The organism is Nitrospirillum amazonense (assembly GCF_029594735.1).
Classification (GTDB): domain Bacteria; phylum Pseudomonadota; class Alphaproteobacteria; order Azospirillales; family Azospirillaceae; genus Nitrospirillum; species Nitrospirillum amazonense.
Window position 1 is genome coordinate 410,930 of sequence record NZ_JARPAF010000004.1, and the last position, 20,120, is coordinate 431,049.

Consider the following 20,120-nt stretch of genomic DNA (forward strand, 5'->3'; position numbering starts at 1 on the left):
CAACCGCCCGTGGTCCGTCCGGCCCCGGGCACCCAGGGGCCGGGAACGCCGGCATCCGGGGCCGATCAAAGAGACAGGTTCGAATAGTCCCATGAACATCACCGAGACCAGCACCGAAGGCCTGCGCCGCGAATACACGGTCGTCATCCCCGCCGCCGACGTGGCCGGCCGCGTGGACGCCCAGCTGAAGGAAATTGGCAAGACCGTGCGCATGCCGGGCTTCCGCCCGGGCAAGGTGCCGATGTCGGTGCTGAAGCAGCGCTATGGGCAGTCGGTGATGGGTGAAGTGCTGGACAAGGCCATGTCCGACAGCGCCGCCAAGGTGGTCGAGCAGCACAGCCTGCGTCCCGCCCTGCAGCCCAAGGTCGAGATCGTGAAGTTCGAGGTCGAGAGCGCCAGCGACCTGGAGTTCAAGCTGGCCTACGAGGTGCTGCCGGAATTCGAGCCCGCCGACCTCAGCGGCGTCGCCATCGAGAAGCCGGTGGTCGAGATCACCGATGAACAGGTGGACGAGGCCGTGGGCCGCATCGCCGCCGGCCGCAAGACCTCCGCGCCGCTGACCGAGGACCGTCCGGCCGCCAAGGGCGACATCGTCGTCATCGACTTCGACGGTTCGGTCGACGGTGAGAAGCGCCCGGGCATGAAGGGCGAGGGCCATGAGCTGGAGCTGGGCTCCGGCAGCTTCATCGACACCTTCGAGGAGCAGCTGGAGGGCACCCGCGCCGGTGACCACCGCACCGTCAACGTCACCTTCCCCGAGGGCTACCACGCCGCCGAGCTGGCTGGTAAGGCCGCCGTGTTCGAGGTGGACGTGAAGGAAGTGAAGCAGGCGGTCGAGGCGACCATCGACGACGAGTTCGCCAAGGGCCTGGGCTTCGACGACCTGGCCGCGCTGAAGACCGTGATCCGGGATCGCCTGGGCGGCGACTACACCGTCATGAGCCGCCTGCGCGCCAAGCGCGCCCTGCTGGACCAGCTGGCGGAGCTGCACAGCTTCGAGGTGCCGCAGGGCATGGTCGATATCGAATTCGACCAGATCTGGAAGCGCCTGCAGGACGAGCTGAAGGCCGGCGACGCGGGCGAGGACGCCGGCAAGGACGAGGAGGAGCTCCGGAAGGAGTACCGCGACATCGCCGTCCGGCGTGTTCGTTTGGGCCTGGTCCTTTCCGAGATCGGTCAGAAGAACAATATAACGGTGGCGAGGGAAGAGCTGAACCAGGCCGTGCTGGCCGAGGTGCGGCGCTACCCGGGCCAGGAGCGTGAGGTTTTCGACTTCTTCAAGAACAACCCCCAGGCGGTCGAAAGCCTGCGGGCCCCGGTTTTTGAAGACAAGGTTGTCGACTTCATCCTGGGACAGGTTAAGGTGACGGAGAAGCCCGTGTCGGCTGAAGAGCTGATGCAGGACCCCGATGAGGAAGAGGCGGCCTAAGGTCGCGTCTCCCGTCTTCGGTTTCTGACGGGCCTCGGTATTCAAACGGAATGGGGGAGGGATCGTCCCTCCCCCGGACCGGCAACGGGCCCGGGGATGGCCCCCGGGTCGGACGCAGCGCTGGAGCAGGCATGATCGACTTTGAGCCGCAGATGAACACGCTGGTCCCCATGGTGGTCGAGCAGACCAACCGGGGTGAGCGGGCCTACGACATCTATTCGCGCCTGTTGAAGGAACGGATCATCTTCCTCGTCGGTGGCGTGAACGACGCGGTGTCCAGCCTGATCTGCGCCCAGCTTCTGTTCCTGGAAGCGGAAAACCCCACGAAGGAAATCTCCTTCTACATCAATTCGCCGGGCGGCATCGTCACCTCGGGCTTGGCGATCTACGACACCATGCAGTACATCCGCTGCCCGGTGGCGACCCTGTGCATCGGCCAGGCGGCCTCCATGGGCTCGCTGCTGCTGGCCGGCGGCTCCGAGGGGCGGCGCTTCTCGCTGCCCAACAGCCGCATCATGATCCACCAGCCCTCGGGCGGCGCCCAGGGCCAGGCGGCGGACATCGAAATCCAGGCGCGCGAGATCCTGAAGATCCGGCATCGCCTCAACGAGATCTACGTGCGCCACACCGGCCAGCCGATCGACAAGATCGAGCGGGCGATGGAGCGTGACAACTTCATGACCGCGGACGAGGCCAAGGCGTTCGGCTTGATCGACGACGTCATCGCCACCCGTCCCGGCGCCGGTGGGACCGCCCAGGCGGCCTGAGGTGCCAACGGTTTAGCGTCCGGGCTCCGGCGGGATTAACCTTCCGCCGGAACGCCCCCACCGGGATACCCCGGTATGGGTGTTCGGACACGAAGAGACACACGGGGGGTTGAAAGCCCAGCGTTCCGTGGTGTTGAATGGGCAGGCAGTGGCGGGTGAGCGGTGTTTCATCCCCTTGTCCGCCGGCCGATCCCGGGAGGATCGGGCCCCGGTTCCGTCATCGTGATGGCTCCGGGTGACTGTCCCGGTGATGTACGGAGCTTTTATGACCAAGTCGACCGGCAGCGATTCGAAGAATACCCTCTACTGCTCCTTCTGCGGGAAGAGCCAGCACGAGGTGCGGAAGCTCATTGCCGGCCCCACGGTGTTCATCTGCGATGAATGCGTGGAATTGTGCATGGACATCATCCGCGAAGAGAACAAGACGACGCTGGTGAAGTCCCGCGACGGCGTTCCCACCCCACGCGACATCTGCGCGGTGCTGGATGACTACGTCATCGGGCAGAGCCACGCCAAGCGCGTGCTCTCGGTCGCCGTGCACAACCACTACAAGCGGCTGGCACACGGCACCAAGCACAGCGACGTCGAACTGGCGAAGTCCAACATCCTGCTGATCGGCCCTACGGGCTGTGGCAAGACCCTGTTGGCCCAGACGCTGGCCCGCATCATTGACGTCCCCTTCACCATGGCCGACGCCACCACGCTGACCGAAGCCGGTTACGTGGGCGAGGACGTGGAGAACATCATCCTCAAGCTGCTGCAGGCCGCGGACTACAATGTTGAGCGGGCGCAGCGTGGCATCGTCTACATCGACGAGGTCGACAAGATCAGCCGCAAGTCCGACAACCCGTCCATCACCCGCGACGTGTCGGGCGAGGGCGTGCAGCAGGCCTTGCTGAAGATCATGGAAGGCACCGTCGCCTCCGTGCCGCCGCAGGGCGGGCGCAAGCATCCGCAGCAGGAATTCCTGCAGGTGGACACGACCAACATCCTGTTCATCTGCGGCGGCGCCTTCGCCGGCCTGGAGAAGATCATCGCCGCCCGCGGCAAGGGCACGTCCATCGGCTTCGGCGCCGATGTGAAGGGCCCGGACGACCGCCGCACCGGCGACGTGCTGCGCGAGGTGGAGCCTGAGGATCTGCTGAAGTTCGGCCTCATCCCGGAATTCGTCGGCCGTCTGCCCGTGGTGGCGACGCTGAACGACCTGGACGAGGAAGCGCTGATCGAGATCCTGACCAAGCCCAAGAACGCGCTGGTGAAGCAGTATCAGCGCCTGTTCGAGATGGAGGACGTGAAGCTGTCCTTCGCCGAAGAGGCTCTGAAGTCCATCGCCAACAAGGCCATTCAGCGCAAGACCGGCGCCCGTGGCCTGCGCTCCATCATGGAGTCCATCCTGCTGGAGTCGATGTTCGATCTGCCGGGCCTGCAGGGCGTGGATGAGATCGTCATCAATGGCGAGGTGGTCGAGGGCCGCGCCCAGCCGCTGTACATCTACGCCGACCGCAAGGCGGAGGCCGCCCCCGTCGCCTGACGGGGCCCGTGCATCGGCGATAGCCAGTTTGGATAGTCTTGAGACCCGGGAAGTCCCTGATCGTGGGGGTTTCCCGGGTTTTATTTTGCCTTCGCCGCATAATTGGTCCGGAATCCAGGCACTTGGGACCGCGAGGGTCCCAAATGGCGGGCCACATGGTTGCAAAAGCGCGAGTTTCCCGCCGTCCGACCCTTCCGTAGCGCAGATTTCGTCGGGTTCAAGCCCTTGAAGGGGGGGGATCGGTGTGCCACGTTACCAGGGCGACCTCCCGACGCCGTGCCCATGACGGGGCGGCTGGTGGATGGCGGGCCAGGCCCATTACGGGCTGGCCGCTGAGATTCTGAGTGGAAGGTCAGATCTATGTTGGAAGCCACCCGAGGAACCCTTTACCCGGTCCTCCCCCTGCGCGACATCGTGGTGTTCCCGCACATGATCGTGCCCCTGTTCGTGGGGCGCGAAAAGTCGGTGCGCGCGCTGGAAGACGTGATGAAGGATGACAAGCAGATCCTGCTGGTCACCCAGAAGAACGCCGCCCAGGACGATCCCACGCCCGACGACATCTATTCCGTCGGCACCATCGGCACCGTGCTGCAGTTGCTGAAGCTGCCCGACGGGACGGTGAAGGTGCTGGTCGAAGGCGGGCAGCGCGCGCGCATCGTCAGTTTCGAGCGCAATGAGGACTTCTTCCAGGCCTACGCCGAGCCCATCGAGGAAAAGACGGGCGAAGCGCAAGAGGCGGAGGCCCTGGCCCGCGCCGCGGTGGCCCAGTTCGAACAGTACATCAAGCTGAACAAGAAGATTCCGCCGGAGGTCCTGGTCTCGGTCAACCAGATTGAGGAACCGGGCAAGCTGGCCGACACCATCGCTTCGCACCTGGCGCTGAAGATTCCGGAGAAGCAGCAGCTCCTGGAAGCGGCGACGGTGGGTGAGCGGCTGGAGAAGGTCTACGCCTTCATGGAAGGCGAGATCGGCGTGCTGCAGGTGGAAAAGCGCATCCGCAACCGCGTCAAGCGGCAGATGGAGAAGACCCAGCGCGAGTACTATCTGAACGAGCAGATGAAGGCCATCCAGAAGGAACTCGGCGAGTCCGAGGATGGCAAGGACGAGGTCGCCGAGCTCGAGGAACGCATCGCCAAGACCCGCTTCAGCAAGGAAGCCCGGGAAAAGGCGCTGGCTGAGGTCAAGAAGCTGCGGACCATGAGCCCCATGTCCGCCGAGGCGACGGTCGTGCGCAACTACCTGGATTGGATGCTGTCCATTCCGTGGAAGAAGCGCACCAAGGTGAAGAAGGACATCAAGGGGGCCGAGGCCATCCTGGATGCCGATCACTACGGCCTGGAGAAGGTCAAGGAGCGTATCCTGGAGTACTTGGCCGTGCAGCAGCGCATGGACAAGGTGAAGGGTCCCATCCTGTGCCTGGTCGGCCCGCCCGGCGTCGGCAAGACCTCGCTCGGCAAGTCCATCGCCAAGGCCACGGGCCGCAACTTCGTCCGCGTGTCGCTAGGCGGCGTGCGGGATGAGGCCGAGGTGCGCGGCCACCGCCGCACCTACATCGGCTCCATGCCCGGCAAGGTCATCCAGGGCATGAAGAAGGCGAAGTCGTCGAATCCGCTGTTCCTGCTGGACGAGATCGACAAGTTGGGCGCCGATTGGCGGGGCGACCCGTCCTCCGCCCTGCTGGAGGTCCTGGATCCCGAGCAGAACGGCACCTTCAACGATCACTACCTCGAGGTGGACTACGACCTCTCCGACGTGATGTTCGTCTGCACGGCCAACACCCTGCGCATGCCCCAGCCTCTGCTGGACCGCATGGAGGTGATCCGGCTGTCGGGCTACACCGAAGACGAGAAGATCGAGATCACCCGCGGCCACCTGATCGACAAGGAGCTGAAGTCGCACGGCCTGAAGGCGGGCGAGTTCACCATCTCCGACGACGCGTTGCGCGACCTCATCCGCTACTACACCCGGGAAGCCGGCGTGCGCAGCCTGGAGCGTGAGATCGCCAACCTGGCCCGCAAGGCCATCAAGGAGATCCTGATGAAGGGGGTCGACAAGGTGTCGATCACCCGTCGCAACCTCGACAAGTATGCCGGCGTGCGCCGGTTCCACTATGGCGAGGCGGAGAAGGAGGATCTGGTGGGCTGCACCACCGGTCTTGCCTGGACCGAGGTGGGCGGCGAGCTGCTGACCATCGAGGCGGTGATGCTGCGCGGCAAGGGCCGCGTCACCACCACGGGCAAGCTGGGCGACGTCATGAAGGAATCGGTGCAGGCCGCCGAGAGCTTCGTGAAGTCCCGCTCCGCCCAATTCGGCATCAAACCGACGCTTTTCGAGCGCAAGGATATTCACGTCCATGTACCCGAAGGGGCTACGCCTAAGGACGGTCCGTCCGCTGGCGTTGCGATGACAACCTCCATCGTGTCGGTGCTGACGGGCATTCCCGTGCGCAAGGATGTCGCCATGACCGGCGAAATCACACTGCGCGGTCGGGTCCTGCCCATCGGCGGCCTGAAGGAGAAATTGCTGGCGGCTTTGCGCGGCGGCATCAAGACCGTGTTGATTCCAAAGGATAATGAGAAGGACCTCGCTGACATTCCCGACAACGTCAAGCGCGGCCTGACCATCATCCCGGTGACGACGGCGGACGAGGTGCTGGCCAACGCGCTGGTGCAGCCGCTGGTGCCGATCGAGTGGTCGGAGCCGGAAGTCGTTGAGCCCGTCGCCGCGAAAGCCGCGGAAGACGGTAAGGATGACGTGATTCGGCATTGAAGTACGAACCGAAATCGTGTGAATTGAAGACCTGACGCGACGGCCCCGGGGCGGATAACCCCGGGGCCGTACGTCCGAACCGAATCCCAATCCCGGCGCGTGCCCCGCGACCGGGACGAAATCCAAGATCAGATTCCTGCTTCAAGAAGGGGGGCCTTAAGTGAATAAGAACGATCTCGTTGCCGCCGTCGCCGCGAGTGCGGAGCTGTCCAAGGCTGATGCGAACAAGGCGGTCGATGCGGTGTTCGAGGGCATCACCGAAGCCCTCAAGAAGGGTGATGAGGTTCGCCTGGTTGGTTTCGGCACCTTCGCCGTTGCCGAGCGCGCCGCTTCGGAAGGCCGCAACCCGCGCACGGGTGAGGCGATCTCCATCGCCGCCAGCAAGCAGCCGAAGTTCAAGCCCGGCAAGGGCCTGAAGGACGCGCTGAACTAAGAACGGCCCAACCGCCGTTTTATGCCGGTCTTGGGGGCCGGTCGCCGCAGCCTGCGGCCCGCCCCCGCCCGGATGTTCAGGCACGCCGCTCCAACTATGGGGCGGTGCGCTCGGGGGACACCGGCCATGGCCGGCTACAGTCCCGAGCCCAGTGCTTATAAAAGGCGGGACGCCAATGGGTGTTCCCGTCTTTTTTGTTTCCGCGGCATTATTATTTTTCCAGGCCCCCTTTCGCAAAAGGGGTTCCCAAACGGGTCACGGGCCGCTAAAGCCTCATGTCCCGGCGACCCGCTTGACGGCGGGGGGCTGGTCGGACGCGATGGGCGGTTAGCTCAGGGGTAGAGCAGGTGCTTTACACGCATCGGGCCGGGGGTTCAAATCCCTCACCGCCCACCATCGCCACAGGTCCCATCGCTCCAGGTCCAGGACAGCATGCCGCCAGTCTTTCGCCCAGACACCCGCAGCAGGGCGTCAACGGGTCGAAGGCCGGGGCGGCGGCTGGTGTCGCTATGCCATTTGGCCCCGGATTGTCACTTTGACCGGCGGGGCAAACCTGTAATCATCCCCCCGGGTTGCCCATATAGGGGCGATCCAGCGGCACGGGGCATTTCTGTGATTGGCAAAGCGCGCGGAGCCTTCCCATCCTCACCCTTATGCAGCGGGGACGGTGGTGGTTGCGCATGTGAGGACGGCGGCGACGGCGTCCGGTTTTGGAGGGGGCATGGCGTCGAACGGGCAGTCGATCTGGGGGGAAGTGGTCGATCTTTATCGCGAGGTATTCGCCAACCCGGCGCGCATCGTCCGTTTCCTGGGTATGCCGGCCGTCTTCAGTCTGGCGACTGCCCTTTTTTTTCAAACGCGCAACATCCAGTTCGTCGGTCATGAGCTCAATGACGAGCGAATGGAAGAGTTCGGCTTCCTCCTTCTTATCACCGCCGTCTTCCAGACCTGGGCACATATGCGCTCCCTCTCTGCCTGGAGCCGTTGGATTCATACCAGCAAGGAGCCGGTGACTTTCCTGCAACCTGGCTTCGGGCGCAACGAGTGGGCCGCCACCGGCTGGCAGATCCTCTACTTCTTCACAGGGGCCATTCTCTTGATGGTCCTTTTTTTCGTCAAAGCCCTGCTGGTGGATCCGACAACTGAAGATCAGGCGGGGCCTGGCGTCTGGCTGGCTGGGGCCGCTGCAGCGATCGCCGTGGGTGTGCTGGCGCTACATGTTACCGTGCGCTTGGGTATTGGTTTGGTCGCTATTCTGCAAGGCGAGCAACCCGCCTTCGGCAAGTACTGGAGAGCTTCGTCTGTCCTGGGTTGGCGTCTGACTGGCGTGGTGCTGATCAGTCAGGCGGCATTCCAGCTTCCCTGCTTCTTCTTCAACAGACTGTTTATAGGCGACTTGATGGCCGCCAGCACCGACGTGGTCGTCAGTCTCTTGTGGACCTTGGCCATGGCCGTGGTGAATTTCATCTGCGTCGCCTTGCTGGGCGTGGCCCTTGCCCGGGCGCACCGGGCGTTGAGCCAGGACGGCACGGCTGCCCAGGTCCTGCCGGCCGCGGGCGGCCAGGGGCGGTGATGGGTCTCCTGCCGCCTGACGGGGCCGGCGGGCTAACCCGCCAGCATCGAATCTTGCTGATCATCCTGGGCTTGGCCATGATCGGCGGGCGCGTCTGGGATATGAACCATGATCGCAGCGCTGGCCCGTGGATGAACGTCCTGGTCATCGTCCTGGGCGCCGTCGTCCTGGCGGCGGCCTTGCTGGCGGGCCGGGACCGGTCAGGACGCTAATTCGCCCGCCCGGAAACGCCTGCCCGCCCCCGCTGCCCGCCCCCGCGCCTGGACTAGACGCCCCATGGAAACGATGACCGCCGTCCTCATCCTGCTGGTGACCGTAGCGGTTTCCGGCATCATCGGCCGGTTCGTGACGCGGGTGCCCCAGCCCTTGATCCAGGTGGCGCTGGGGGCGGCGTTGGGCTGGGCGTCGGGCGTGCCCATCGTCCTCAACCCCGACCTCTTCCTGTTGGTGTTCATTCCGCCGTTGCTGTTCCTGGACGCCTGGCGATTCCCCGCGACGGAGTTGCGGCGCCTGGGCGGCATCATCGTGACCCTGGCGGTGGGCCTGGTGGTGTTCACCGTGGTGGGGGCGGGCCATGTCATCCACTGGCTGCTGCCGGCCGTCCCCCTGTCCACCGCCTTCGCGCTGGCGGCCGTGCTGTCGCCCACCGACGCCGTGGCCGTGTCGGGTATGGCGGCCGGCGGCGGCATGCCCCGCCGCTTGAAGCATATATTGGAGGGGGAGGCACTGCTGAACGACGCCTCCGGCCTGGTGTGCCTGCAGTTCGCCGTGACCGCGGCGCTCACCGGCACCTTTTCCATCGGCGGCGCGGCGGTGGCCTTCCTTTGGGCGGCGGGCGGCGGCCTGCTGGTGGGCGTGGTCGTGGTGGCCGCCGTGCACCTGGTCCAGAGCTGGATCATACGCCTGCGGGGCGATTCCCCCGCCGCCACCATCCTGACCATGCTGCTGGTTCCCTTCGCCGCCTATCTGGCGGCGGAGCATCTGGACATGTCCGGCATCCTGGCGGCGGTCGCCGCCGGCATGACGCTGAACCTGCTGCCGCTGGAGGAGTCGGGGCAGGTGGCCACCCGCCTGCAGGGCACGGCGGTGGGCGACATGATCCAGTTCACCCTCAACGGCGTCATCTTCGTGCTGCTGGGCTGGCAACTGCCCGGCATCCTGGTCCAGGCGCCCATGATCGCCATGCAGGCGGGCGCCCCGCACACCGGGCCCATGGATATGCCGGTCAGCCTCGGCTGGCTGGGCCTGCATGTCGCCGCCATCGTCGGCGCCCTGCTGACCCTGCGGCTGGTATGGGTCTGGCTGTCGCTGCTGGTCAGCCGGGCCATTGCCCAGCGGCGGGGGCGCGCGCGGGCCGGGGGGGCCGCCGGCTCAACCTTCCGCCTGGTCAGCGTCACCACCGTTTCCGGCGTGCGCGGCGCCGTCACCCTGGCGGGCGTCCTGTCCCTGCCGGTCTGGCTGCGGGAGGGCGTGGCTTTTCCCGGTCGTGACGTCGCCATTTTCCTGGCCTCCGGCGTCATCCTGGTGTCGCTGCCCATGGCCAGCCTGATGCTGCCCTGGCTGCTGCGCGGCCTCAGCATGCCGGGAGAGGACCTTACGGTGGAGGAGGAGAGGGTGGCGGAGGCCGCCCTGGCCCGCGCTGCCCTGCGCCGTCTGGAGCAGGCCCACCAGGCCGTGTCTCCCGCCGCATCCGAGGCCGATCTTTATACGGAGGCGGCGCTGCGCCTGATGGAGTTCTACCGCCGCCAGGTGGAGGACCCCGACATGCCGGTGGATGCCCGGGTGTTGAGCCGCCGGCGCTTGGCCATCGAGGCGGAGCTGCGGCTGGCGGCGGTCCGGGCCAAGCGCGATGAGCTGGCGCGTCTGCACCGCACCCACGCCATCAGCGACGAGACCTGGCGCCGCATGATGCACAGCCTGGACATGATGGAAGCGTCCCTCGGCCGCTCCCGCGTGCTTTAGGCGCAGCCCCGGTGTTGCCGCCGCCACTTGCGGTGGCGGGGTCGCTGCCGGCCCACACATGGCTGCCCCTATCCAACAGCAGTGGTCGTTTTCCCGTCGGGCGCCTTCCTGGAAAGTGCTACCCTCGGTCCATCCCCGGACGCATGAGTCCGGGCGGCCTGCCTGGCAACGAACCGGAGCATACGGTCATGGAGAGTGATGAGCGCCGCCTGGGCGATCGGATTCTGAGCGCGCTGGAATTGGCGGTGGAGCAGGGCAACCTTACGGTGGCGGAGCCGCTGGCCCAGGCCCTGGAACTGAGCATGACAGCCTTCGGTGGGCCCGATGCCGTGGACCACCGCGGCGTGCCGATGCGCCTGCTGGACGCGCTTGACCGGCTGGACAGCCTGCGTCGCGCTCAGAAAGTCGCTTAAAATCAACAACTTATAAAAAGACAAAAAAAATCGCCACCGCCGCGTTTTTCTTGTTTGACAAGGGGTGGGCGTTTTTACTACAAACCGCGCACCGCAGCGACGCTGACGGCGCGAAACGCACCGAACGACAAACGAACGGTGCGAAATAAGGCCAGAAAGCAAAGTTGCGAACGACGCGGGTGTAGCTCAGTTGGTTAGAGCGCCGGCCTGTCACGCCGGAGGCCGCGGGTTCAAGTCCCGTCACTCGCGCCACTTCATCGAACACGGACAGGATGTTCGATGCGTTAGCAAGGCCGCGCTGGCAACAGCGCGGCCTGCTTGCTTTCCGGGGTTCTCGCACCTGCGGTAGAGTGGCGGTTGAGAGTGGCTCTCAACAACTGCGATTTAAGTCATTTCCCCCATATTTTCAGCGCCTTGGCCCCTGCGGGACGCATGGCGTAATTTGCTTTCCTTGGGCACGGCACCCGCCTATATTCCAACACGCCCGGCCCCAAGCCGGGCTTTTGTTGCAGGCGTCCGGACCCCCGCATGGGTTCGGAGGTTATGTCCAGAACCGGCGGGCAGGCCGGGTGGGGCCAAAAACCGACAATCAGATGTGTGGGCCTGGGCTTCATGCACTTGTTTGCGGCTGGCACCTTCCGCAAGCCCCGTCGGGCCAACCGGGACGAAATTTGGGGCACACTCATGTCCAGTCAGGTTATGTCCACCGAGCTGCTGAGCCAGTACCTGCCGATCATCATCTTCCTGGCCATCGCCGGGGTGATCGCGGCGGCAATGGTCTTCGGCTCCATGCTGGTCGCCAAGCAGAAGCCGGACAGTGAAAAGCTGTCGGCCTATGAGTGCGGCTTCGAGCCGTTCAACGACGCCCGCAGCAAGTTCGACGTGCGCTTCTACCTGGTCGCCATCCTGTTCATCATCTTCGACCTGGAAGTGGCTTTCCTGTTCCCCTGGGCCGTGTCGCTGGGTCGCATCGGCCTGTTCGGCTTCTGGTCCATGATGGCCTTCCTGGGCATCCTGACCATCGGCTTCATCTACGAATGGAAGAAGGGCGCGCTGGACTGGGAGTGATCCCGGACGGCGCTTGAGCCTTTTCCCTCTCGTTTCTTCGCATCGCTGCCCGTTCACACCGGAGCCAGACCCGTGACGTCTTTGCCAACCCACTCTTCCGTTTCCCCCGCCGGTGTTCCCGCCGGCGCGGGCGCGCCCCTGCCGCCGGGCCCCGCCCAGGACGCCTATATCAAGGCCGTGACGACGGAGTTGCAGGATAAGGGCTTCGTCGTCGCCAAGCTGGACGCCCTGCAGGAATGGGCGCGCACCGGGTCGCTGTGGCCCATGACCTTCGGCCTGGCCTGCTGTGCCGTGGAAATGATCCACGCTTACATGAGCCGCTTCGACCTGGACCGGTTCGGCGTGATTCCGCGCCCCAGCCCGCGCCAATCGGACGTGATGATCGTGGCCGGCACCCTGTGCAACAAGATGGCCCCGGCCCTGCGCAAGGTCTACGACCAGATGGCGGAGCCGCGCTGGGTCATCTCCATGGGTTCCTGCGCCAACGGCGGCGGTTACTACCACTACAGCTATTCCGTGGTGCGCGGCTGCGACCGCATCGTGCCCGTGGACATCTACGTTCCGGGCTGCCCGCCCACGGCTGAGGCGCTGGTCTACGGCGTGCTGCAGCTGCAGAAGAAGATCAAGGGCGGTAACCGCCTGGTTCGGCGCTAAGCGGCCCTCGAGGGATCGGGAATGAACGAAGAAACCCTACAGGCGCTGGGCGCCAAGATCGCGGCGGCCCTGCCGGGTGCCGTGACCGGCACCGAGATCCAGAACGGCGAGCTGGTGGTCCGCACCACGCGCGAGGGCCTGCTGCAGACCCTGACCGTGCTGCGTGACGACGCCGGCTGCCGCTTCACCCAGCTGGTCGATATCACCGCGGTGGACTGGCCCTCCAAGCCGGAGCGGTTCGAGGTCAACTACATGCTGCTGTCGGTGTCCAAGAACCTGCGCGCGCGGGTGAAGGTCACCACGGATGAGGACACGCCCGTGCCGTCCTGCGTCCCGCTGTTCCCGGCCGCCGGCTGGTACGAGCGCGAGACCTGGGACATGTTCGGCGTGTTCTTCGCGGGCCACCCCGACCTGCGCCGCATCCTGACCGACTACGGTTTCGAAGGTCACCCCCTGCGCAAGGACTTCCCCCTGACGGGCTACGTCGAGGTCCGCTACGACGACGAGCAGAAGCGCGTCGTCTATGAGCCGGTGAAGCTGACGCAGGACTTCCGGGCCTTTGATTTCATGTCGCCCTGGGAGGCGATGACCGATGTGCAACTGCCGGGCGACGAGAAGGCGGTCATCCCGCTGGGCGCGTCGCTGCGCGACGGCAGCGTGAAGAAGTGAGATCGGCCATGGCCAATCCTGTCGAAAGCCAAATCAAACCCTACACGATGAACTTCGGGCCGCAGCATCCTGCCGCCCACGGCGTGTTGCGCCTGGTTCTGGAGATGGACGGCGAGATCGTGGAGCGGGCGGACCCGCACATCGGTCTGCTGCATCGCGGCACCGAGAAGCTCATCGAGTACAAGACCTACATCCAGGCGATGCCCTATTTCGACCGGCTGGACTATGTCTCGCCCATGTCGGAGGAGCACAGCTTCGTCCTGGCCGCGGAGAAGCTGCTGGGCATCACCCCGCCCAAGCGCGCGCAGCACATCCGCGTGCTGTTCGCCGAGCTGACCCGCATCCTGAACCACCTGCTGAACGTCACCACGTTCGCCATGGACGTGGGCGCGCTGACCCCGGCCCTGTGGGGCTTCGAGGAGCGCGAGCTGCTCATGGAGTTCTATGAGCGGGTGTCGGGTGCCCGCATGCATGCCAACTACTTCCGCGTGGGCGGTGTCCACCAGGACCTGCCGGCCGGCATGCTGGACGACATCGAGGCCTACGCGGCCAAGTTCGAGAAGTTCGTCGACGACGTGGAAGGCCTGCTGACGGCCAACCGCATCTTCAAGCAGCGCCTGGTCGACATCGGCATCGTCTCGGGTGACGAGGCGCTGGCCTGGGGCTTCACCGGCCCGGTGCTGCGCGCCTCCGGCATTCCGTGGGACCTGCGCAAGGCCCAACCCTACGACACCTACGCCGAGTACGACTTCGACGTCGCCGTGGGCAAGACCGGCGACTGCTACGCCCGCTACCTGGTGCGCGTGGAGGAGATGCGGCAGTCCAACCGGATCGTGCAGCAGGCCGTGGCCAAGCTGCGCCAGACCCCCGGCGCCGTGAAGGTGGACGACCGCAAGATCGCCCCGCCGCCGCGTGGCGACATGAAGCGCTCGATGGAATCGCTGATCCATCACTTCAAGCTGTATACCGAGGGCTACCACGTCCCCGCCGGCGAGACCTACACCGCCACCGAATCGCCCAAGGGCGAGTTCGGCGTGTACCTGGTCTCCGACGGGTCAAACCGTCCTTATCGCTGCAAGATCCGGCCGACGGGCATCGCCCATCTGCAGGGTGTTGATTTCATGTCCCGGGGCCACATGCTCGCCGACGCCGTCGCGATCATCGGCTCCATCGACGTCGTGTTCGGAGAGATCGACCGATGAGCGCTTCCGAGACCCCTGCCGGTCCGGCGACCTTCGAATTCACCGCCGACAACCTGGCCCTGGCCCAGCGGATCATCGCCAAGTATCCGGAAGGCCGCCAGGCGAGCGCCGTGATGCCCCTGTTGGACCTGGCCCAGCGCCAGCACGACAACTGGCTGCCCCGCGCCGCCATGGACTACGTCGCCGGCATGCTGGGCATGGCCCCCATCCGCGTGTACGAGGTCGCCAGCTTCTACACCATGTACAACCTGAAGCCGGTGGGTAAGCACTTCGTGCAGGTCTGCACGACCACCCCGTGCTGGCTGCGCGGGTCGGACGAGGTGCTGGCGGCGTGCAAGCGCAAGCTGGGCATCGGCCCGGGCGAGACCACGGCCGACGGCCAGTTCACGGTGGTCGAGGTGGAATGCGCCGGCGCCTGCGTCAACGCGCCCGTCATCTCGCTCAATGACATCTATTACGAGGACCTGGACGGCCCCTCCACCGAGGCGCTGCTGGATACCCTGATCCGGGGCGAGACGCCCAAGCCCGGCCCGCAGAACGGCCGCATCAATTCCGCGCCCATCGGCGGTCCGACGACCCTGATCGAGATGGCGCAGCGTAACGGCGTCAAGCCGGCGTCGCAGGAGTAAGGCCGATGTTGCGCGACGAAGACCGCATCTACACCAACCTCTACGGCTACGAGGACTTCCGCCTGGAAGCCGCCCGCAAGCGCGGCGACTGGGACGGCACCAAGGACATCCTGGCCCGCGGCCGCGATACCATCATCGAGCAGGTGAAGGAATCGGGCATGCGCGGCCGTGGCGGCGCCGGCTTCTCCACCGGCCTGAAGTGGTCCTTCATGCCCAAGAAGGTGGATGGCCCCGTCTATCTGGTGATCAACGCCGACGAGGGCGAGCCTGGCACGTGCAAGGACCGCGAGATCCTGCGCCACGATCCGCATAAGCTGATCGAAGGCTGCCTGATCGCCGGTTTCGCCATCGGCGCCACCGCCTGCTACATCTACATCCGTGGCGAGTTCTACAACGAGGCGTCCAACGTCCAGGTCGCCATCGACGAGGCCTACGCCGCCGGCCTGATCGGCAAGAACGCCTGCGGCAGCGGCTACGACTACGACATCTACCTGCACAAGGGCGCGGGCGCCTACATCTGCGGCGAGGAAACCGCGCTCATCGAGTCCATCGAGGGCAAGAAGGGCCAGCCGCGCAACAAGCCGCCGTTCCCCGCCAACGCCGGCCTGTATTCCCGCCCCACCACGGTCAACAACGTGGAGAGCATCGCGGGCGTTCCCACCATCCTGCGCCGCGGTCCCGCCTGGTTCGCCGGCATCGGCCGCCCCAAGAACGTGGGCACCAAGCTGTTCTGCATCTCCGGCCACGTGAACAAGCCGTGCAACGTGGAAGAGGAGATGGGCATCCCCCTGAAGGAACTCATCGAGCGCCATGCGGGCGGCGTGCGCGGCGGCTGGGACAACCTGCTGGCCGTCATCCCCGGCGGCTCCTCCGTGCCGGTGATGCCCAAGAGCATCTGCGACACCGTGCTGATGGATTTCGACAGCCTGCGTGAGGTCGGGTCCGGCCTGGGCACGGCGGCCGTGATCGTCATGGACAAGTCCACCGACATCGTCCGCGCCATCGCCCGCCTGTCGAAGTTCTACATGCATGAGAGCTGCGGCCAATGCACGCCCTGCCGCGAAGGCACCGGCTGGCTGGCCCGCGTCATGGACCGCATGGTTCGCGGCCAGGCCCGCCTGGAAGAGATCGACATGCTGCAGGACGTCACCAAGCAGATCGAAGGCCGCACCATCTGCGCCCTGGGCGATGCCGCCGCCTGGCCCGTGCAGGGCCTGATCCGGCACTTCCGTCCGGAGATGGAACGCCGCATCGCCGATTATCGCCAGAGCATCGCTGCCGAGTGATCGGTGGAAGGATTTGAGACATGCCGAAACTGACCATCGACGGTATCGAGCTTGAAGTGGCGCCTGGCACCTCCGTGCTGCAGGCCTGCGAGCAGCTGGGCATCGAGGTTCCGCGCTTCTGCTATCACGAGAAGCTGTCGGTCCCGGCCAACTGCCGCATGTGCCTGGTGGAGATGGAGAAGGCCCCCAAGCCCATCGCCAGCTGCGCCATGCCCTGCGGCGAAGGCATGGTGATCAAGACCGACACCGACACCGTGCACAAGGCGCGCAAGGGGGTGATGGAGTTCCTGCTCATCAACCACCCGCTGGATTGCCCCATCTGCGACCAGGGCGGCGAGTGTGACCTGCAGGATCAGGCCGTGGGCTACGGTTTCGACCGTGGCCGCTACGGCGAGGAAAAGCGCGCGGTCAAGGACAAGAACCTGGGCCCGCTGATCAAGACGATCATGACGCGCTGCATCCACTGCACGCGCTGCATCCGCTTCAGCGACGAGATCGCGGGCGTGTCCGTGATGGGCGCCACCGGCCGTGGCGAGCATATGGAGATCGGCACCTACGTCGAGGCCGCCGTCTCGTCCGAGCTGTCGGGCAACCTGGTGGACGTGTGCCCGGTGGGCGCGCTGACCTCCAAGCCCTATGCCTTCACCGCCCGGCCCTGGGAACTGCGTAAGACGGAATCGGTGGACGTCCTGGACGCCGTCGGGTCCAACATCCGCATCGACACCCGCGGCGGCGAAGTGCTGCGCATCCTCCCCCGCCTGAACGAGGCGGTGAACGAGGAATGGATCAGCGACAAGACCCGTTACGCCCATGACGGCCTGAAGCGCCAGCGCCTGGACCGCCCCTACATCCGTGAGAACGGCAAGCTGCGTGCCGCCTCGTGGGAAGAGGCTTTGGCCCTGACCGCGTCCAAGCTGAAGGGTGCCGCACCGGAGAAGATCGCCGCCATCGCCGGCGACCTGGCCGACGCCGAAAGCCTGCTGGCCTTGAAGGACCTGCTGGGCGGCATGGGTGTGGCCAGCCTGGAAAGCCGCCAGGACGGCAGCGCCATCGACGCGGCGTCCCGCGCCGGCTACATCTTCAACAGCACCATCGCGGGCATCGAGCAGGCGGACCAGATTCTCCTGATCGGCACCAACCCGCGCTGGGAAGGCGCGCTGGTCAACGCCCGCATCCGCAAGCGCTACCTGCAGGGCGGCCTGACCGTCACCGTACTGGGCCCGCGCGTCGATCTGACCTTCCCCATCGAGCACCTGGGCAACGACGCCACGCTGCTGAACGCCATCGCCGACGGCAGCCACCCCTATGCCGAGACGCTGAAGGCCGCCAAGAAGCCCCTGCTGATCCTGGGCTCCGGCGCCCTGGCCCGTCCGGACGGCGCCGCCGTCTGGGCCGCCGCCCGCGCGGTGGCCGAGGCTTGCGGCCTGGTGCGTGAGGACTGGAACGGTTTCAACGTCCTGCACCGCGCCGCCTCGCGCGTCGGCGCCCTGGACCTGGGCTTCCTGCCCGCCGAGGGGGGCCGCGACCTGGCCGGCATCCTGGACGGTGCCCGCAAGGGCGAGGTCGAGGTGGTCTACCTGCTGGGTGCCGACGAGATCGACGCCCAGAACTTCGGCCGCGCCTTCGTGATCTATCAGGGCCACCACGGTGATCGGGGCGCCCACCGCGCCGACGTCATCCTGCCGGGTGCCGCCTACACCGAGAAGAACGCGACCTACGTCAACACCGAGGGCCGCGCCCAGCATACCCGCCAGGCCACCTTCCCGGTGGGCGAGGCGCGTGAGGATTGGAAGATCATCCGCGCGCTGTCCGGCGCCCTGGGCAAGCCCCTGCCGTATGACACCCTGCAGCAGCTGCGCAAGCGGCTGGCCGACGCCAACCCGGTGTTCGCCCAGATCGACCGCGTCACCCCGGCCGCCTGGGGTGCCTTTGGTACCGCCGGTGCCGTGGCCGCCGCCCCCTTCACCCTGCCGGTGGAGAACTTCTACATGACCGACGCGATCAGCCGCGCCTCGGCCACCATGGCCGAATGCACGGAGGCCTTCGTGTCGCCCGCCGTTGCCGAGAGGACCGGTACCCATGGCTGATTTCCTCGCCCTGCACCTGGGCTTGCCCCTCACCTGGGCGACCCTGGTGGCGATCATCCTGAAGATCCTGGTGATCACGGTGCCGTTGCTGATCGCGATGGCCATGATGACCTACATGGAACGCAAGGTGCTGGCCGCCATCCAGCTGCGCCAGGGCCCGATCCTGGTCGGCCCCTTCGGTCTGCTGCAGCCGTTCGCCGACGGCCTGAAGCTGATGACCAAGGAGACCATCATCCCGGCCGGCGCCAACCGCGCCGTGTTCCTGGTGGCGCCGATGATCACCTTCATCCTGGCGCTGGTGGCCTGGGCGGTCATCCCCTTCGGTGAGGGCCTGGTGCTGTCCGACATCAACGTCGGCGTGCTCTACCTCTTCGCCATCAGCTCGCTGGGCGTCTACGGCATCATCATGTCGGGCTGGGCGTCCAACTCGAAGTACGCCTTCCTGGGCGGCCTGCGCTCCGCCGCGCAGATGGTGTCCTACGAGGTCTCCATCGGCTTCGTCATCATCACCGTGCTGCTGTGCGTCGGCTCGCTGAACCTGTCGGACATCGTCCGGGCGCAGACCCACCTGTGGTTCTGCATCCCGCTGTTCCCCATGTTCGTGGTGTTCTTCATCTCGGCGCTCGCGGAAACCAACCGGGCCCCCTTCGACCTGCCGGAAGGCGAGTCCGAGCTGGTGGGCGGTTTCCACACCGAATACTCGGCCATGACCTTCGCCCTGTTCTTCCTGGGCGAGTACATCAGCATGCTCCTGATGAGCGGGATGACCTCCATCCTGTTCCTGGGCGGCTGGCAGCCGTTCCCCCTCCTGGGCTTCATCCCCGGCCCGCTGAACCTGATCATCAAGATTTGCCTGTTGATGTTCGTGTTCATCTGGGTGCGCGGCACGTTGCCCCGCTACCGCTATGACCAGCTGATGCGCCTGGGCTGGAAGGTCTTCCTGCCCTTCTCTCTGGTCTGGGTGATCCTGACCTCCGGCTTCCTTGTCTACTTCGACAAGCTGCCGCACTGAGCGATGCGTCCCCGCCCCGGGGCGGGACTTTGGTACTGACTTGTGACCGCGGGGGGAGCCGCCCCCCGCATCAAGGAATGAGGTGACGACATGGCCTGGCTCGACCGCACGGCGCGCGGCCTGTTCATGACCGAGCTGGTGAAGGGCTTCGCCCTGACCTTCAGCTACATGTTCAAGCCCCGGGTGACGCTCAACTACCCGTATGAGCGCAGCCCGCTCAGCCCCCGCTTCCGTGGCGAACACGCGCTGCGCCGCTATCCCAACGGGGAAGAGCGCTGCATCGCCTGCAAGCTGTGCGAAGCAGTGTGCCCGGCCCTGGCCATCACCATCGAAGCGGAACCCCGTGAGGACGGCTCGCGCCGGACCACCCGCTACGACATCGACATGACCAAGTGCATCTACTGCGGCCTCTGCCAGGAGGCCTGCCCGGTGGACGCCATCGTCGAGGGGCCGAACCTGGAGTTCGCCACCGAAACGCGCGAGGAGCTTTTCTACAACAAGGAAAAGCTGCTGGCGAACGGCGACCGGTGGGAGCCGCTGCTGGCGGCCAACATCGCCGCGGATGCGCCCTACCGCTGAGCCTTGAGTGCGCCTTTAACGCCTTGTGACGCCTAACCCCGTGACACCCGCGCGCGG

The 20,120-nt window shown here is 65.8% G+C and carries 18 protein-coding genes and 2 tRNA genes; all 20 read left to right on the forward strand.

Annotated elements, in window-relative coordinates; all coding sequences use genetic code 11:
* Nucleotides 1–91 precede the first annotated feature (91 nt).
* The 20 genes from tig (at nucleotide 92) to nuoI (ending at nucleotide 20,063) form a co-directional block, all read left to right on the forward strand.
* A complete protein-coding gene (tig, locus tag P5F91_RS22660) occupies nucleotides 92–1,429 on the forward strand; it encodes a trigger factor (RefSeq protein WP_277908339.1) in 1,338 nt (445 codons plus the stop codon).
* Nucleotides 1,430–1,560: 131 nt separating this feature from the next.
* Nucleotides 1,561–2,196, forward strand: a complete 636-nt coding sequence (clpP, locus tag P5F91_RS22665; RefSeq protein WP_145608540.1) for an ATP-dependent Clp endopeptidase proteolytic subunit ClpP — start codon at nucleotides 1,561–1,563, stop codon at nucleotides 2,194–2,196.
* A 265-nt stretch (nucleotides 2,197–2,461) separates the two neighbouring features.
* Nucleotides 2,462–3,727, forward strand: a complete 1,266-nt coding sequence (gene clpX, locus P5F91_RS22670; protein ID WP_040849805.1) for an ATP-dependent Clp protease ATP-binding subunit ClpX — start codon at nucleotides 2,462–2,464, stop codon at nucleotides 3,725–3,727.
* A 360-nt stretch (nucleotides 3,728–4,087) separates the two neighbouring features.
* Nucleotides 4,088–6,496, forward strand: coding sequence for an endopeptidase La (gene lon / locus P5F91_RS22675; protein ID WP_145608538.1), 2,409 nt, complete (start codon nucleotides 4,088–4,090; stop codon nucleotides 6,494–6,496).
* A 160-nt stretch (nucleotides 6,497–6,656) separates the two neighbouring features.
* The gene (locus tag P5F91_RS22680) at nucleotides 6,657–6,929 is read left to right on the forward strand and encodes an HU family DNA-binding protein (RefSeq protein WP_004274300.1); all 273 of its coding nucleotides are present in this window, start codon (nucleotides 6,657–6,659) and stop codon (nucleotides 6,927–6,929) included.
* A gap of 321 nt (nucleotides 6,930–7,250) precedes the next feature.
* A tRNA-Val gene (locus P5F91_RS22685) sits at nucleotides 7,251–7,325 on the forward strand.
* Between the two features lie 325 nt (nucleotides 7,326–7,650).
* Nucleotides 7,651–8,502 (forward strand): hypothetical protein, encoded by an 852-nt coding sequence (locus P5F91_RS22690; RefSeq protein WP_145608536.1) that lies wholly within the window; start codon nucleotides 7,651–7,653, stop codon nucleotides 8,500–8,502.
* 53 nt (nucleotides 8,503–8,555) lie between these two features.
* Complete coding sequence (locus P5F91_RS22695; protein WP_186454508.1) at nucleotides 8,556–8,714, forward strand: hypothetical protein; 159 nt, start codon at nucleotides 8,556–8,558, stop codon at nucleotides 8,712–8,714.
* A 64-nt stretch (nucleotides 8,715–8,778) separates the two neighbouring features.
* A complete protein-coding gene (locus tag P5F91_RS22700; RefSeq protein ID WP_145608534.1) occupies nucleotides 8,779–10,464 on the forward strand; it encodes a Na+/H+ antiporter in 1,686 nt (561 codons plus the stop codon).
* Nucleotides 10,465–10,652: 188 nt separating this feature from the next.
* Complete coding sequence (locus P5F91_RS22705) at nucleotides 10,653–10,877, forward strand: hypothetical protein (RefSeq protein ID WP_145608533.1); 225 nt, start codon at nucleotides 10,653–10,655, stop codon at nucleotides 10,875–10,877.
* Nucleotides 10,878–11,052: 175 nt separating this feature from the next.
* Nucleotides 11,053–11,129: transfer RNA gene (locus P5F91_RS22710), tRNA-Asp, on the forward strand.
* Nucleotides 11,130–11,576: 447 nt separating this feature from the next.
* Entirely contained in the window at nucleotides 11,577–11,945 is a 369-nt protein-coding gene (locus P5F91_RS22715) for an NADH-quinone oxidoreductase subunit A (RefSeq protein ID WP_040849814.1), read from the forward strand.
* Between the two features lie 81 nt (nucleotides 11,946–12,026).
* Complete coding sequence (locus tag P5F91_RS22720; RefSeq protein ID WP_040849827.1) at nucleotides 12,027–12,599, forward strand: NuoB/complex I 20 kDa subunit family protein; 573 nt, start codon at nucleotides 12,027–12,029, stop codon at nucleotides 12,597–12,599.
* A gap of 21 nt (nucleotides 12,600–12,620) precedes the next feature.
* On the forward strand, nucleotides 12,621–13,268 hold the full coding sequence (locus tag P5F91_RS22725) for an NADH-quinone oxidoreductase subunit C (RefSeq protein ID WP_145608531.1): 648 nt from the start codon (nucleotides 12,621–12,623) through the stop codon (nucleotides 13,266–13,268).
* 8 nt (nucleotides 13,269–13,276) lie between these two features.
* Nucleotides 13,277–14,470 carry an NADH-quinone oxidoreductase subunit D gene (locus P5F91_RS22730; protein ID WP_145608530.1) on the forward strand — a complete coding sequence of 398 codons (1,194 nt, stop codon included), beginning with the start codon at nucleotides 13,277–13,279 and terminating at the stop codon, nucleotides 14,468–14,470.
* A complete protein-coding gene (gene nuoE, locus P5F91_RS22735) occupies nucleotides 14,467–15,099 on the forward strand; it encodes an NADH-quinone oxidoreductase subunit NuoE (protein WP_145608528.1) in 633 nt (210 codons plus the stop codon). Before P5F91_RS22730 ends, nuoE begins: the two co-directional genes overlap by 4 nt.
* Nucleotides 15,100–15,104: 5 nt before the next feature.
* Nucleotides 15,105–16,385 carry an NADH-quinone oxidoreductase subunit NuoF gene (gene nuoF / locus P5F91_RS22740; RefSeq protein ID WP_145608526.1) on the forward strand — a complete coding sequence of 427 codons (1,281 nt, stop codon included), beginning with the start codon at nucleotides 15,105–15,107 and terminating at the stop codon, nucleotides 16,383–16,385.
* Between the two features lie 20 nt (nucleotides 16,386–16,405).
* Nucleotides 16,406–18,472 (forward strand): NADH-quinone oxidoreductase subunit NuoG, encoded by a 2,067-nt coding sequence (gene nuoG / locus P5F91_RS22745; RefSeq protein ID WP_277908340.1) that lies wholly within the window; start codon nucleotides 16,406–16,408, stop codon nucleotides 18,470–18,472.
* Nucleotides 18,465–19,484 (forward strand): NADH-quinone oxidoreductase subunit NuoH, encoded by a 1,020-nt coding sequence (gene nuoH, locus P5F91_RS22750; RefSeq protein ID WP_145608522.1) that lies wholly within the window; start codon nucleotides 18,465–18,467, stop codon nucleotides 19,482–19,484. Before nuoG ends, nuoH begins: the two co-directional genes overlap by 8 nt.
* A 90-nt stretch (nucleotides 19,485–19,574) precedes the next feature.
* The gene (gene nuoI / locus P5F91_RS22755; protein WP_040846283.1) at nucleotides 19,575–20,063 is read left to right on the forward strand and encodes an NADH-quinone oxidoreductase subunit NuoI; all 489 of its coding nucleotides are present in this window, start codon (nucleotides 19,575–19,577) and stop codon (nucleotides 20,061–20,063) included.
* Nucleotides 20,064–20,120: the final 57 nt, after the last annotated feature.